The sequence below is a fragment of the Bradyrhizobium sp. sGM-13 genome, assembly GCF_018398875.1.
GTDB lineage: Bacteria > Pseudomonadota > Alphaproteobacteria > Rhizobiales > Xanthobacteraceae > Bradyrhizobium.
In genome coordinates this window covers 427,345-440,671 of sequence record NZ_JAGWDK010000001.1, presented here as the reverse complement: position 1 = coordinate 440,671, position 13,327 = coordinate 427,345, and the positions used below count along the sequence as shown (strand labels likewise).

12 protein-coding genes are annotated in these 13,327 nt (G+C 62.7%); 10 read left to right on the top strand and 2 right to left on the bottom strand.

Annotated elements, in window-relative coordinates; all coding sequences use genetic code 11:
• Positions 1-119: 119 nt before the first annotated feature.
• From KJQ96_RS02060 to KJQ96_RS02020, 9 genes are all read left to right on the top strand, one after another.
• Positions 120-1,262: a mechanosensitive ion channel family protein gene (locus KJQ96_RS02060; RefSeq protein WP_213285022.1), complete on the top strand. Its 1,143-nt coding sequence runs from the start codon at positions 120-122 to the stop codon at positions 1,260-1,262.
• A 131-nt stretch (positions 1,263-1,393) separates the two neighbouring features.
• Positions 1,394-1,807 carry a DUF3830 family protein gene (locus tag KJQ96_RS02055; RefSeq protein ID WP_213285021.1) on the top strand — a complete coding sequence of 138 codons (414 nt, stop codon included), beginning with the start codon at positions 1,394-1,396 and terminating at the stop codon, positions 1,805-1,807.
• 2 nt (positions 1,808-1,809) lie between these two features.
• On the top strand, positions 1,810-2,748 hold the full coding sequence (puuE, locus tag KJQ96_RS02050; RefSeq protein ID WP_213285020.1) for an allantoinase PuuE: 939 nt from the start codon (positions 1,810-1,812) through the stop codon (positions 2,746-2,748).
• Positions 2,749-2,752: 4 nt separating this feature from the next.
• Positions 2,753-3,976, top strand: a complete 1,224-nt coding sequence (locus KJQ96_RS02045) for an allantoate amidohydrolase (RefSeq protein WP_249733604.1) — start codon at positions 2,753-2,755, stop codon at positions 3,974-3,976.
• 195 nt (positions 3,977-4,171) lie between these two features.
• The gene (locus KJQ96_RS02040; RefSeq protein ID WP_213285018.1) at positions 4,172-5,566 is read left to right on the top strand and encodes a hypothetical protein; all 1,395 of its coding nucleotides are present in this window, start codon (positions 4,172-4,174) and stop codon (positions 5,564-5,566) included.
• 260 nt (positions 5,567-5,826) lie between these two features.
• Complete coding sequence (locus KJQ96_RS02035; RefSeq protein WP_213285017.1) at positions 5,827-6,537, top strand: cysteine hydrolase family protein; 711 nt, start codon at positions 5,827-5,829, stop codon at positions 6,535-6,537.
• The gene (locus KJQ96_RS02030; protein ID WP_213285016.1) at positions 6,534-8,186 is read left to right on the top strand and encodes a regulator; all 1,653 of its coding nucleotides are present in this window, start codon (positions 6,534-6,536) and stop codon (positions 8,184-8,186) included. The genes KJQ96_RS02035 and KJQ96_RS02030 overlap by 4 nt, the downstream gene beginning before the upstream one ends.
• Before the next feature lie 180 nt (positions 8,187-8,366).
• Positions 8,367-9,386, top strand: a complete 1,020-nt coding sequence (locus KJQ96_RS02025; RefSeq protein ID WP_213285015.1) for an alpha/beta fold hydrolase — start codon at positions 8,367-8,369, stop codon at positions 9,384-9,386.
• A 25-nt stretch (positions 9,387-9,411) separates the two neighbouring features.
• Positions 9,412-10,371, top strand: a complete 960-nt coding sequence (locus KJQ96_RS02020; RefSeq protein WP_213285014.1) for a fatty acid desaturase — start codon at positions 9,412-9,414, stop codon at positions 10,369-10,371.
• Here KJQ96_RS02020 and KJQ96_RS02015 read toward each other — a convergent pair.
• Both KJQ96_RS02015 and KJQ96_RS02010 read right to left on the bottom strand, forming a co-directional pair.
• Entirely contained in the window at positions 10,358-10,969 is a 612-nt protein-coding gene (locus tag KJQ96_RS02015; protein ID WP_213285013.1) for a TetR/AcrR family transcriptional regulator, read from the bottom strand. The genes KJQ96_RS02020 and KJQ96_RS02015 overlap by 14 nt on opposite strands.
• A gap of 38 nt (positions 10,970-11,007) precedes the next feature.
• Positions 11,008-11,862 carry a VOC family protein gene (locus KJQ96_RS02010; protein ID WP_213285012.1) on the bottom strand — a complete coding sequence of 285 codons (855 nt, stop codon included), beginning with the start codon at positions 11,860-11,862 and terminating at the stop codon, positions 11,008-11,010.
• Between the two features lie 73 nt (positions 11,863-11,935).
• On the opposite strand from KJQ96_RS02010, the gene KJQ96_RS02005 reads away from it, so the two are divergent.
• Entirely contained in the window at positions 11,936-13,240 is a 1,305-nt protein-coding gene (locus KJQ96_RS02005; RefSeq protein WP_213285125.1) for an FAD-binding oxidoreductase, read from the top strand.
• Positions 13,241-13,327: the final 87 nt, after the last annotated feature.

Genomic DNA, 13,327 nt, shown 5'->3' with positions numbered 1-13,327 from the left:
CGTTTCGCCCATCGATCTCCGCGATGCGCAAGGTGAATTGCTGCGCTGCGCCAAATGCGGGACCAATGCACGGATCAGGGCGTTAGCGACCGAAGACGCTGCGCAGTGGGGAATCCGGCATGGAAGATCTTCTGTCAAAGGCCGAACAGGCGTTTGCTTGGGTGCCACAATGGCTGGTCGGGCTTGGCCTCGTCGCCGGCGCCATTGTCGCGGCACTGTTCGTGTATGGTATTGCCGCAAGGATCATCAAGCGCGCGCTGGGGATGCGCTGGCCGGCCGTGAGGTTGCTTCTGCAAAGGGTCTCCGGCCCGGCGCGGTTGGCGCTTTGTCTCGTCGCCGTGGCGCTGGTGCTGCCGCTGGCGCCCTTGAACGACGTGCTGCGTGAACAGCTCAGGCACTTCTTCATCGTTGCCGTGATCGCGCTGATCGGATGGATCACGGTTCGCGCCGTGGACATGGGGGCGGCGCGCTATCTTCAGCGCTTCCGCCTCGATACCGACGAGAATTTTCTCGCCCGCAAGCACGTCACCCAGGTGCGTGTGTTCAAGCGCGTGATCGATACCTTGATCGTCATCATTGCCGTTTCCACGGCTCTGATGACCTTCGAATCCGTCAAGCAGTACGGCGTCAGCCTGTTCGCCTCCGCCGGCGCGGCCGGCCTGATCGTCGGCCTTGCCGCAAGGCCTTTGCTCAGCAACCTCATCGCCGGCGTCCAGATCGCGATCACGCAACCGATCCGGATCGAGGACGCCGTCATCATCGAGAACGAATGGGGGTGGATCGAGGACATCGCCTCGACCTATGTCGTGGTCCGGTTGTGGGACTGGCGCAGGATGGTGGTGCCGCTGTCCTACTTCATCGAGCGCCCCTTCCAGAACTGGACCCGCGACACCCAGTCGCTGATCGGGGCCATCACCCTTCATGTCGATTATTGCACCGATGTCTCGCGGATCAGGCAGCGGCTAGAGGAGGCCGTGCGCGAGTCCAAATTGTGGGATGGCGCCGTGGTCAATCTCCAGGTGATCGAGGCCAGCCCGCGGTCGATCGAGCTTCGGGCGCTGGTCAGCGCCAGATCCGCGCCGCAATCCTGGGATCTGCGCTGCGAGATCAGGGAAAAGCTGCTCACCTTCATTCGCGAGGAGATGCCGGAAGCCTTCCCGCGCGAACGTGCCATGATATCGCCCCGGCTCGCCGACTTCAGCGACACTTTCGAGCACGGCGATAAGGGGTCCAGTCCGGTGGCGGCAAGGGCCCACAGCTAGCTCCTGCACAGGACGAATTCCGGGCCCGATGTCCTCGCCGAAACTACCGAATGGGGCCTTGCGTCCACTTGTTCGGGCTGTAATGGATAGGCTGAACCACGTCCTTTACCTACATCCAGAAGAAGAGATCGATGAGCCAACTGATTGTCCGTGCCGGCGAATTTGCTTTCCAGGCCCGCTTCGAGGAGCAACTTGCGCCGAAGACGGTCGCCGCCTTTCGTAAGGCGATGCCGTTCGAGAGCCAGGCGATTCATGTCCGCTGGAGCGGCGAGGGTGTCTGGATGCCGCTCGGCGAGCTCGATTTCGGAGTCTCCTACGAGAACCACACCAGCTATCCCGCGCCCGGTCAGATCATTCTTTATCCCGGCGGCATCAGCGAGACCGAAATCCTGCTGGCCTATGGCGGCGTGCACTTTGCGAGCAAGATGGGCCAGCTCGCCGGCAACCACTTCATCACCCTGACTTCGGGGCTGGAGAACCTGACCGCGTTCGGCAAGACCGTGCTGTGGAAGGGCGCGCAGAACATCCGCTTCGAGGAAGTCTGATCATGGCGGCGCCGGCTTACCCGCGCGACTTTCGCGGCTACGGGCGCAACCCGCCCGATCCGAAGTGGCCCGGCAACGCGCGGGCCGCGGTGCAGTTCGTTGTCAATTTCGAGGAAGGCGGCGAGAACAATGTTCTCGACGGCGATCGCGCCTCCGAGGCTTTTTTGTCCGACGTGCTGGGTGCGCAGCCCTGGCCCGGACAGCGCCATGCCAACATCGAGTCGATGTTCGAGTATGGCTCGCGCGCCGGCTTCTGGCGGCTGTGGCGGATCTTCGCCGAGCGCAATTTGCCGGTCACCGTGTTCGGCGTCGCGAAGGCATTGCAGCGAAATCCCGACGTGGTTGCTGCCATGAAGGAGGTCGGCTGGGACATCGCCAGCCACAGCCTGAGATGGATCGAGCACAAGGACATGTCTGAAGCCGAGGAACGCACCGAGATCGCGGCGGCGATCCGCGTCCACACCGAGGCGACGGGGCAGCGGCCGCTCGGCTGGTACACCGGGCGCTCCTCGATCAACACTTTAAGGCTTCTGATGGAAGCCGGCGGGCTGCTTTATCTCAGCGACTCCTATGCCGACGACCTGCCGTACTGGATCAAGTCGCGGGGCTCAAAGCCGCATCTGGTCATCCCCTATACGCTCGACGCCAACGACATGCGCTTTGTCAACGCGCAGGGCTTTGGCGGCGGCGATGAATTCTTCACCTACCTCAAGGACAGTTTTGACGTTCTTTATGCGGAAGGTGAGAGCGCGCCAAAGATGATGTCGGTCGGCCTGCATTGCCGCGTCGTCGGCCGCCCCGGCCGCGCGGCGGCGCTGATGCGGTTTCTCGACTACGTCGGAAACCACGAGCGCGTCTGGGTTCCGACGCGGCTGCAGATCGCGCAGCACTGGCACGCCAACCTGGCGAATCTCGCCGACGATGCTTTCGATATCGGATGAAGCAATGCTCGGCGATGAAATCGTAAGCCGTATCAATCAGCTCGGAATGATTTCCGAGACGCCCGATCATCTGGCGCGGATATTCCTGTCGCCTGAGCATCGCACCGCCGCTGATCTCATTCTGACCTGGATGCGGGATGCCGGCATGGAAGCGCATCTCGACGCCATCGGCAATGTCTGCGGCCGTTACGAGGGCGACCGGCCGGGATTGCCCTGCCTGATGCTGGGCTCGCACTACGACACCGTGCGCGATGCCGGCAAATGGGATGGGCCGCTCGGGGTCATCACCGCGATCGCCTGCGTCGCCGATCTGAACCGGCGCGGCGTGCGGCTGCCGTTCGCGATCGAGATCGTCGGTTTCGCCGACGAGGAGGGCGTGCGGTTTGCCTCCACGCTGCTCGGTAGCCGGGCAGTCGCGGGAAGCTTCGACGCAAGCGTGCTCGACGAGCGCGACCGTGACGGCATGTTGATGCGCGAGGCCATGGTGCAATTCGGCCTCGACCCCGACCAGATCGGTGCGGCGGCGCGCACCCGGCGCGAGCTGCATGCCTATGTCGAGCTGCACATCGAGCAGGGGCCGGTGCTGGAACAGCAAGACATTCCTGTCGGCGTGGTGACGGCGATCGCGGGCGCCACGCGGCTCGCCGCAAATCTCTCCGGCATGGCCGGCCATGCCGGGACGGTGCCAATGGCGCTGCGGCGCGACGCGCTGGCGGGCGCAGCCGAATGCATCGTCGCGGTCGAGCAATTTTGCAAGGCCGATGGCGCCGGTCTGGTCGGCACCGTCGGCGTCATCACGGCGCTGCCGGGCGCCACCAATGTCATTCCGGGGCGGGTCTCCTTCACGCTCGACATCCGCGCGCCGGCCGATCCGCACCGCAAGCGGGCCGTCGCCGAGATCGTGCAGCAGATCGAGGCGATCGCGGCGCGCCGTGAACTGTCGCTGCAGATCGACGTCACCCATGAGAACCGCACCGTGCCCTGCGCGCCCTGGCTGAAAGCACAGGTCGCGGAGGCGGTTGCGGCCGAAGGCTACGGCGTGTTCGAGCTGCCGAGCGGGGCGGGGCATGACGGCATGGCGATGATCGATATCGCTGATGTCGCCATGCTGTTCGTCCGCTGCCGCGGCGGCATCAGCCATAACCCGGCCGAGCATGTCGAACTTGCCGACGCCGATGCCGGCGCGCGCGTATTGCTGCGGCTGATCGAGAATTTCCGGCCGAGGTAAAGGCGGCAGGCCTAAGGTTCAGCGTTCGTCTGGATCAAATTTGCTCACCTGCAAGAGCTGACCTGAGCGCTGCTGCGATGCCGCTTTATGACAATGCTGTGACATCACAATTCATCTGACAGAAAGACGAATCGACGATGTCAGTAGTACCAACACGTGATAATCGACACCACGGGACCTCGTTGATCCAAGCCTATGCACCGTCATATTTCATTTTCATTACATCGCGAATACCGATTTTACCAGGGTCCGTTTGCCTCCTGTGTCGCCAACTGTATTCAGGCCGTCAATTTTCTCGGTGATCGCTTCCTGAGAAGGTACCGCCCATCGGCCGGGATCGAAGAGCTGTACAGGCACTCGGTCAACAGTGCCTTTTCTCCGACGGAAGACTTCCTGGTCACGGGGGCGCCGCACGCATCCGCCTATTATCCCCGCGACTTTGCCTGGTTTTATCCCGACGTACTCGATCCCGAGACCATCGTGGATTCCGAGGATGCCGTCCGCAGGGTTCGCTTGCTCGAAAAAAGCGTCCGGCTGATGCTGGAGGCCGTTCGTTCCAATGTCGTCACGACGACCATTGTTCCCGCAGGCCGCGATCGGTACATCGGCGTCAATTACTTCTCGCTGCCGTCGGATACGCTGTTGGGCATCCTCGCGGGTCTGGAACAGATTATACGCGCGGACCAAAGGACATCTTCGTATTTGGCGATGGCGCAAGGCGCGCATGCCGGCCGCTTGTTGCTTGCTGCGTATCGCGACGACCTGAAGAGGGCGATGTTTCAACTTGCCGGCTCGTTGCAGCCGTTCGAGGACAACGGCCTCACAGCGCTGCTGTGCGACGTAACGGCACCTCGTTCCGCGGCAACGGATACCCGCGCCGAGCGCCGGCGGTTCGTCACCAATGCATGCGTCTACGCGACCTTTGTGCGCGGAATACGGTTGGGGGTGATCGACCAGACCGAGTTGGAAGGGCTGCTCGGACGCGCGCTTTCACAATATAAAAAGCAATTGCTCGAGCTGTTCGGCAAGCATGGCTATATCAGGCATTCCCTGGATTCCCGGAGCGAACTGGGGGCGTCTTCCGTTGCGCTGGACTTCGTCAATGTGCACCAGGGATTTTGGGATCTGAGCGAGGCGAGCGAACGCGCGCTGTTTGCCGCCACGACGGATCTGATCCTTGGCGAGCCGCGGTTTCGAATCCCGGACACATCACATTTCCTGGTGTCCACGGATAACCCGCAGAACAAGATGATCCACAAGATTGCGGCTCCGGCCTACCAGGGGCGATCCTGCTGGCCGACGTTTAACGTCGAGTTCGCCGACCGCATGCTGGAGTACGATGAATTTTCCGGCAGTGACAAGTACCGATCCTGCGCCCGCGACATACTGTGGGACGTCCGTCGCGCGACCGAGACGCACGGCGGATATCAGGAACTGCTGTCGGAAAACGGCCTCAAATACCGCACGTGGGCCTATCAGGGAGCCGTCGCGCACTCCTGGTTTCCTCGTTTCCTGACGGTCTGGAGGAGGGCATACGGGGCTCCGCTGCTGAGCTGGAATTCGCAATCTCTTCAGGCGGCCTTCGCATAGCGAGGTGATGACCGGCGCCAGGACAGACAAGTTGTCGTTCAGCCCGCGGCAGGCACGCGCAATTGCGGTTTGCTTAGATAATGAGCAGGTGCCCGTCCAGAATGCGTTGGACGGAAAGCGTACCGCCTCAGCATCGACAATCAACAAATTGAAACAACAATCAATTTTGCCGCCGTCGGCCGCCAGCCGCCATTGTACACAATGGCACGCGCCTTGCTTGATTTCTCCGGAGGGGTTCTCTCGTTCGGGGCGCGTACGTCATGGCGAACTCAGCAAAGCTCGCAGCGGAGCCGGAGCCGATCGAGCTTGATTGGGCGGCGACCGCGCTTCTCATCATCGACATGCAGCGCGATTTCATGGAGCCCGGCGGCTTCGGCGAGACGCTCGGCAACGATGTCAGCCAGCTCGCACGCGCGGTGAAGCCGATCGCTGCCGTGCTGGACGCGGCGCGCGAGGCCGGCATGCTGGTCATTCACACCCGCGAGGGCCATCTGCCGGATCTTTCCGACGCGCCGCCGGCCAAGGTCGAGCGCGGTGCGCCGTCCTTGCGCATCGGCGATCCCGGCCCGATGGGCCGCATTCTCGTTCGCGGCGAACCCGGCCACGACATCATTCCCGAACTCTATCCGCTCGACAGCGAGATCGTGATCGACAAGCCGGGCAAGGGCGCCTTCTACGCTACCGAGCTCGGCGACGTCTTGCAGCGCTACGGCATCGAGAACCTTTTGGTGTGCGGCGTCACCACTGAGGTCTGCGTCAACACCACGGTGCGCGAAGCCAACGACCGCGGCTATCGCTGCGTGGTGCTGGCCGACGGCTGCGCGTCCTACTTCCCCGAATTCCACGAAATGGGCCTGAAGATGATCAAGGCGCAGGGCGGCATCTTCGGCTGGGTTTCGGATTCAGCCGCGGTGCTGGACGCACTTTCACCCGAGATTCCAATAGCGGCAGTAGCGGGGGCATCACGATGAGCGCAACGGGCACATCAGGTACATCCACTTTCAAGCCGGCACTGTGGACGCCGGGCGACTGGAACGCCTTGTTCGGCTTCGGCACCAACATCCTCGTCAACATGCTGGTGCTGACGGGGCTGTTGCGCTTCGTGCTGAAGATGCCGGACAGTATCGTGTTCGGCCGCATCCTGCCGGCGCTCGGCCTGATGATGTGCCTCTCGACGTTCTATTACGCGTATCTCGCCTACAAACTGGCGCAGAAGACCGGCCGCAACGACGTCTGCGCGCTGCCGTCCGGCGTCAGCGTGCCGCACATGTTCATCGTTACCTTCGTGATCATGTTGCCGATCACGCTCAAGACCGGCGACCCCGTGAAGGGCTGGTCGGCCGGCCTGGTCTGGGTGTTCTTCCAGAGTTTTATTCTGATGATCGGCGGTTTCATCGCGCCCTACATCCGGAAGATCACCCCGCGCGCGGCGCTGCTCGGCACGCTCGCCGGTGTCTCCGTCACCTTCATCTCGATGCGCCCGGCGCTGGAGATGTACATGACGCCGCAGATCGGCCTGATCTGCTTCGCCATCATCCTGGTGAGCTGGTTCGGTGGCGTGAAATACCCGAAGGGGATTCCGGCGGGCCTCGTCGCCATTGCCGTCGGCATGCTGATCGCCTGGGGCTCCAACCTGTTCGGCCTCGGGCTCGGCGGCTTGAGCCTGAGGGGCCTCAGTGATGCCTTTGCCAATTTCGGCTTCTCGGTGCCGTTGCCTGCCTTCGGCCACGTGTTCTCCGGCTTCGAATTCCTCGGCATCATCCTGGTGACTGCGATCCCGTTCGGCATCTACGACCTCGTCGAAGCCATGGACAATGTCGAAAGCGCGGAAGCCGCGGGTGACGAATATCCGACCGCGCGCGTGCTGACCGCCGACGGCGCCGTCAGCCTGATCGGCTGCCTGATGGGTAATCCCTTCATCAACGCGGTTTATATCGGCCATCCCGGCTGGAAAGCGATGGGCGGGCGGATCGGTTATTCGGCCGCGACTGGCATCATGGTGGTGCTGCTGTCGTGGTTCGGCATAATCTCGGTATTGCTGGCGCTGGTGCCTGTGGTCGCGATCTCGCCGATCCTGCTCTATATCGGCATGCTGATCGGCGCGCAGGCGTTCCAGACCACGCCGCTCAAGCACGCTCCCGCGATCGTGCTGACGCTGACACCACATCTCGCGGCGTGGGCGAAGCTGCAGGTCGACACCATGCTCGGTGCGAGCATGGCTGCGGCGCAAGCCGTCGGCGGTCTTGCGGCCGACAAGGTCGATGCGGTTAAGACGGCCGCCATATCAGCGCTGCCCCAACAGGGCGTGCTCTATCACGGGCTGGAAGTGATGGGCGGCGGCTCGATCCTCACCGGCCTCGTGCTGGGCGCAATTGGCGTGTTCGTGATCGAACGCGACTTCATGAAGGCGTCAGCCTTTGCGCTGGCCGGCGCGATCATGACCTATTTCGGTTTCATGCACGGCGAAGCCGTCGGCATCGGCGGTGGTCTCGGTGTCACGCCGGGCGTGGCGCTGGCCTATGTCGTGATGGCGGCGGGGTTGTTTGCGCTGGCGAAGACCAGCGGCAGCGTCGCTTACAGCTCGCATGCGGAAGTACCGGTCGCTGCACCAGCGGAGTGATCGCTGGCGACAAGCCCGCAATCGTTTGATCTCCTGTGAAATTGCGCCGCAGAAGCCGCTGCGGCGCAACTTTCATTTGCGGCTTCACGAGCGCGAGCAGGGGCGTCGTTCCCGGCGGCGAATTTCGTTGCAATCCAATGTAAATAATGTACAATGAGTACAGTAAATACGGAGCTGGCCATGACGCCGCGTGCCGACTATCAGATATTCCAAGCCGGAGACGTCGAGCTCCAGACAGGCGTCGTATTTCCTGCGATGCAGCTCGCCTACAAGACCTACGGCACGCTGAATGCGCGGAAAGACAATGTGATTGTCTATCCAACGTCCTTCAGTGCGCAGCACAGCGATATCGAATGGCTGATCCAGCGTGGCGGCGCTCTGGACCCCGATCGCTATTTCATCATCATTCCGAACCTCTTAGGCAACGGCCTGTCTTCATCGCCGTCCAATTCCGACCTCACGCCGTTTCCGGCCGTCAGCTATCACGATGCCGTCGCGGTCCAGCGCCGCCTTCTCGAGGAGCAGTTCGGCGTTGCAAAGATCGCGCTGGTCTATGGCTGGTCGATGGGCGGCATGCAGGCCTATCATTGGGCGGCCTGTCATCCCGACATGGTGGAACGCGCGGCCGTCGTCTGCGGCAGCGCCAGATGTTCGCCCTATAATCACGTATTTCTCGAGGGCGTGAAGGCGGCGCTGACTGCGGACCCGGCCTGGCAGGACGGCCGTTTCGTTGCAAGGCCCGTCGCCGGTCTTCGCGCCATGGGACGGGTTTATGCGGGGTGGGCGATGTCGCACGCCTATTACCGGGACGAGGTCTGGCGCGGGGCCGGCTTCACAAGCCTCGAAGACTACCTCGCACGGTCATGGGACATTGCCTTCGCCAGGCGCGACGCCAATGATCTCCTGGTGCAGATCGGTATCTGGCAACGTGGCGATATCAGCCAAAGTCCCGAATTCGGCGGCGACATCGACCACGCGCTCGCCGCGATCAAGGCGAGGGTGCTGCTGATGCCGGGGCGGACGGATCGTTATTTCGACATGCGCGACAACGAGGCGGAGCTTGGCCGCCTCGTCAACGCAAGATCGGCACAACTCCATCCGATTCCCTCGATCCACGGACACCGCGCTGGAAACCCCATCAACAATCCCGCAGACCGCGACTTCATCAATGCCGAAATCTCGGCGCTGCTGCAGCGCTGAAATCATCCGGAAGGCGATAGCGACCATGAGCACGGCAATTACCGCAACGGGAGAGAAGCCGCTGACTTCGGCGGAGCTGCGCGAGCTATCGGTGCGATCGAACATGCCCGGCATCATTCGCGCGGCCAGCCACTACGGCGCCATCGGCGTTTTCGGCACGCTGATCTGGCAGGTCGCTTCGACCTATGGTTTGCTTTGGGCAGTGCCGCTGATCGTCGTGCAGGGGTATTTCGTCGCCTTCCTGTTCATGGTCGTGCACGAGACCGCGCACAAGACGGCGTTTCGCAGCCGCGCGCTCAATCTCGTAGTTGGCCATCTCTCTTCATTTGCGATCGGGCTGCCCTACGAATATTATTGCCTGTTCCACTGGGACCACCATCGCTACACGCAGGATCCGAGGAGGGACCCGGAACTGCTGGTTGGCCCGATTCCTGCCTCGGATACGGAGCTCGCGTTCGCCTATAGCGGTCTTCGGCAGGTCGCCTTCCGGGTGGGGCTGATGCTTCGCCATGCCTTCACTGGCAATGCATCGGCTCCATGGATACCCGAAGGCAAGCGCCATATCGTGGTGAGGGAGGCGCGCCTCTATGTCGCCGGTTATGTCGTGCTGCTCCTCGCCTCATTCGCGCTTCATACGACGCTGCTGCTCTGGGTCTGGATCGTTCCTCTAATCGTCGGCCAGTTGTTCCTGCGTCCTTACCTCTATGCCGAACACACCGGCTGTGAGCGGACGCGCAGCGCTTTCCAGAACACCCGCACGACCTATACCGGCGCGCTTATGAAGTGGTTTGCATGGAACATGCCCTATCATGTCGAGCACCACGCCTATCCTTCGATTCCGTTTCATGCGCTGCCGAGGCTGAACGAGATCGTCGACGGGCGGATCGTGTTCCGGGGCCAGGGTTATGTGGCGGTGACGCGGGAGACCTGGGCCTGGTTCCGCCGCGAGCGAGGTCACCTGGTTCGGCGCGTCAGCGGCGCCTGATCATCAACAGGGTATCGACGAGATTGCGGGCTTGCGCCGGCGAGATAGGCTTGATTTCGAAGATGTAGCGGTAGAACAGGCTGCCATAAATCGCGTCGTACAGATCCTCCGGCGCCCCGGCCGCGCCGATGCTGCCATCCTGCTGGCCATCGGCGATCAATTGGACCAAAGCGGCTCTGCGATACCTGAGATAGCGCTCGTAGAAGATTTCGGCGGATCCGGTGTTCGAGATGCATTCGGAGATCACCGCGAGCTGCACCTTGCCGAATTCGCCCTGCAGCGCTTTCGCATAAGCCGCGGCATGACTTCTCAGGCGGTCCGCCGGCGTTCCTGACGTCGGCAGCGGCAGCATCAGCGAAGCATGATGCAGGAACGCGTCGATCAGCAGGGCCTCTCGCGACGGCCACCATTTGTAGATGGTCATTTTCGAGACGTTGGAGTGCCGTGCCACCGCATCGATGCTGGTAGCGGCCAGACCCGTGGTCGCCATCAGCGTGTAGGCGCTTTGCAGAATGGCGTTGGTTGTTTCGGCGGAACGGGGGCGACCACGGCGGCTTGCCGCCATATCGCCATCCGCTTCGATCCTGCCCCTCGTCATGTTTGGGCTTTCCCGATCAGCGCGGCCGGCGCTGCCGACTATGCCTTAACAAACGCGAGCATCGTGCCGTTGCCTTCAGCCGGCGGCACTACAACGCCATCAGCACTCTTCACGCCGACAGCGCCGAGCGCCTTTTCCGCCGCCGCGAGATCGGCCGCAATCACCAGTCCCGCGCCGCCGCGCTCGGGCAGCCCCGCCAGCGGGACGTCAGGGTAGCGTGTGCCGAGCTGGGTCTTTGTCAGGAATATGAAGTCGGCGCGGTCGCCGCCTGAGGGGACCGCAATGACGCCGTCTGGTTCGACCCTTGCCTCACGATCGATCATGCTCGCGAGCTGCGCGGCATCATCCGCCGGCTCCGGGGTGACGATCAGCACCTCCTTCAGGCGCTTGGCGCCATTGGCGTGCTTCATCAATTCGGGAATCCAAACCGTCTCGCGCGTCTTGTGCTGGCAGGCAAACATGCGCACGCCGCCCGGCGCTTCCGCCGTCGGCCATTGGAAGGTACGAAACTTGGCCGCCGATACCGTGCCATCGGGCATCGTCACGGGACGTTCGAAATCGGTCGGTCCAATCGGCGGATAGCCGCGCGCACGAATTTCTTCCGCGCCCTCGGCGGAATCCACCGCCGTGAACGCGATGCGCTCGATGCCTTCGCCATTTCTTTCCAGATACGTCCGCGCCGGAGCATTGTGTTCTGTCGGCGTCAGCACGCCGAGCAATTCCATATAGTCGGGGTCGAACATGATGGTGTAATTGCCCGATCCCATATGTGCGCTGTGGGTGCCGCGCGGCGACACGGTGAAGCCGAGCCGCTTGTAGTTTTCGGCGGCTTTGCCGAGATCTTTCACCATGACCACGGCGTGATCGATTCCGATGATGTTTTTGAGTGCCACTCTTTTGTTCCCTGAGGCTCGTTAGCCGTCTAAGCTAATCAGAACGATCAGTTGCCTGCAAGAAAGGATCATGATGAACACGAGCAACGTCCGCTGGCCTGATTCACTCTGGGCGGCCGTGACGCCATCGGGGCCTGATTTACCGGAACTGATCGGCTCGCGGCAGGCCGATGTGATCGTGATCGGCGGAGGCTTCACCGGACTTTCCACCGCGCTGCATCTGCGCGAAGCGGGCGTCGATGTCGCGATTGTCGAAGCCGCGGAGCCTGGCTGGGGTGCATCGGGCCGCAACAATGGCCAGGTGATCCCGACGCTGTCGCGGCCCGATCCGGAAGATATCATCGCCAAGCACGGCGCGGCCGGCGAACGTTTCGTCGGCATGTTGCGCGACAGCGCTTCTTATCTCTTCGACGTGACAAGGCGCTACAAGATCGACGCCGAGGGGGAACAGGCCGGCTGGGTTCAGCCCGTGCATTCGCCCGGCCGCATCAAGATCGCGGAACGGCGGGTGCGGCAGTGGTCGAAGTTCGGCGCGCCCGTTGAGTTGCTGTCGCGCGAGCAGACGCGCGACATGCTCGGTTCCGACGCATGGTTCGGCGGCTTCTGGAACAAAACCGGCGGCCACATCAATCCGCTGGCGCTGGCCCGTGGCCTCGCGCGCACCGTGCTCGGGCTCGGCGCGCGCATTTACGCACGTTCGCCGGCGGAAAGTTTCGAGCGACGGGGCGACCGCTGGGTCGTCAAAACCGCGAAGGGCGAAATCTCCGGCCGCGCGCTGGTCGTGGCGAGCAATGCCTATAGCGGCGAATTCTCCAAATCGCTGGTGCCAGAGATTGCGCGCGAGGTGATGCCGGTGCTGTCGTGGCAAATGGCGACGCAGCCGTTGTCGGACAACGTCCGAAAGACCATTATTCCCGGCCGGCAGGCGATGTCGGATACCCATGGCGAACTCTATTTCGCGCGCTACGACGCGCGAAATCGCCTGGTCACCGGCGGCGCGGTCATCGGCCCCGGCAACAAGGTGGAGCGGATCAAGGCGCGCGTCACCGAACGCCTGCAGCGGCTGTGGCCGCAGATCGGCGAGGTCTCGTTCGATTATGTCTGGAACGGTTATGTCGGCATGACCACGGATTTCCTGCCGCACATTCACAAGCTCGGGCCCAATGCGTTCGGCTGGACCGGTTGCAACGGCCGCGCGGTGGCGCTGACGATGCCTCTCGGCAACGAACTGGCAAAGGCGGTCCGCGGCGTGCCGGAGAACGAACTGGCGCTGCCGTTCACCGAGCCTGTGCCGATCGTCGCCCACGGCATTTTGCGCAAGCTGGCGCCGCTGATGCTGCTGGTCTACCGCCGGCGAGATGCCAGGGAAATGGCGTGATCTTACTAGCGAGGCTGCCGCTTCTCCCTCTCCCCGTTCTTCACGGGGAGAGGGTCGGGGCGAGGGGCTCTCTCCGCGAATCCGAAT

What these genes read in the sequence shown, in the direction of transcription:
- KJQ96_RS02060 (WP_213285022.1), top strand. Translation starts at nt 120, where the DNA reads ATGGAAGATCTTCTGTCAAAGGCCGAACAGGCGTTTGCTTGGGTGCCA.
- KJQ96_RS02035 (WP_213285017.1), top strand. Translation starts at nt 5,827, where the DNA reads ATGGCGAACTCAGCAAAGCTCGCAGCGGAGCCGGAGCCGATCGAGCTT.
- KJQ96_RS02025 (WP_213285015.1), top strand. Translation starts at nt 8,367, where the DNA reads ATGACGCCGCGTGCCGACTATCAGATATTCCAAGCCGGAGACGTCGAG.
- KJQ96_RS02045 (WP_249733604.1), top strand. Translation starts at nt 2,753, where the DNA reads ATGCTCGGCGATGAAATCGTAAGCCGTATCAATCAGCTCGGAATGATT.
- KJQ96_RS02005 (WP_213285125.1), top strand. Translation starts at nt 11,936, where the DNA reads ATGAACACGAGCAACGTCCGCTGGCCTGATTCACTCTGGGCGGCCGTG.
- KJQ96_RS02055 (WP_213285021.1), top strand. Translation starts at nt 1,394, where the DNA reads ATGAGCCAACTGATTGTCCGTGCCGGCGAATTTGCTTTCCAGGCCCGC.
- KJQ96_RS02030 (WP_213285016.1), top strand. Translation starts at nt 6,534, where the DNA reads ATGAGCGCAACGGGCACATCAGGTACATCCACTTTCAAGCCGGCACTG.
- puuE (WP_213285020.1), top strand. Translation starts at nt 1,810, where the DNA reads ATGGCGGCGCCGGCTTACCCGCGCGACTTTCGCGGCTACGGGCGCAAC.
- KJQ96_RS02015 (WP_213285013.1), bottom strand. Translation starts at nt 10,969, where the DNA reads ATGACGAGGGGCAGGATCGAAGCGGATGGCGATATGGCGGCAAGCCGC.
- KJQ96_RS02040 (WP_213285018.1), top strand. Translation starts at nt 4,172, where the DNA reads ATGCACCGTCATATTTCATTTTCATTACATCGCGAATACCGATTTTAC.
- KJQ96_RS02020 (WP_213285014.1), top strand. Translation starts at nt 9,412, where the DNA reads ATGAGCACGGCAATTACCGCAACGGGAGAGAAGCCGCTGACTTCGGCG.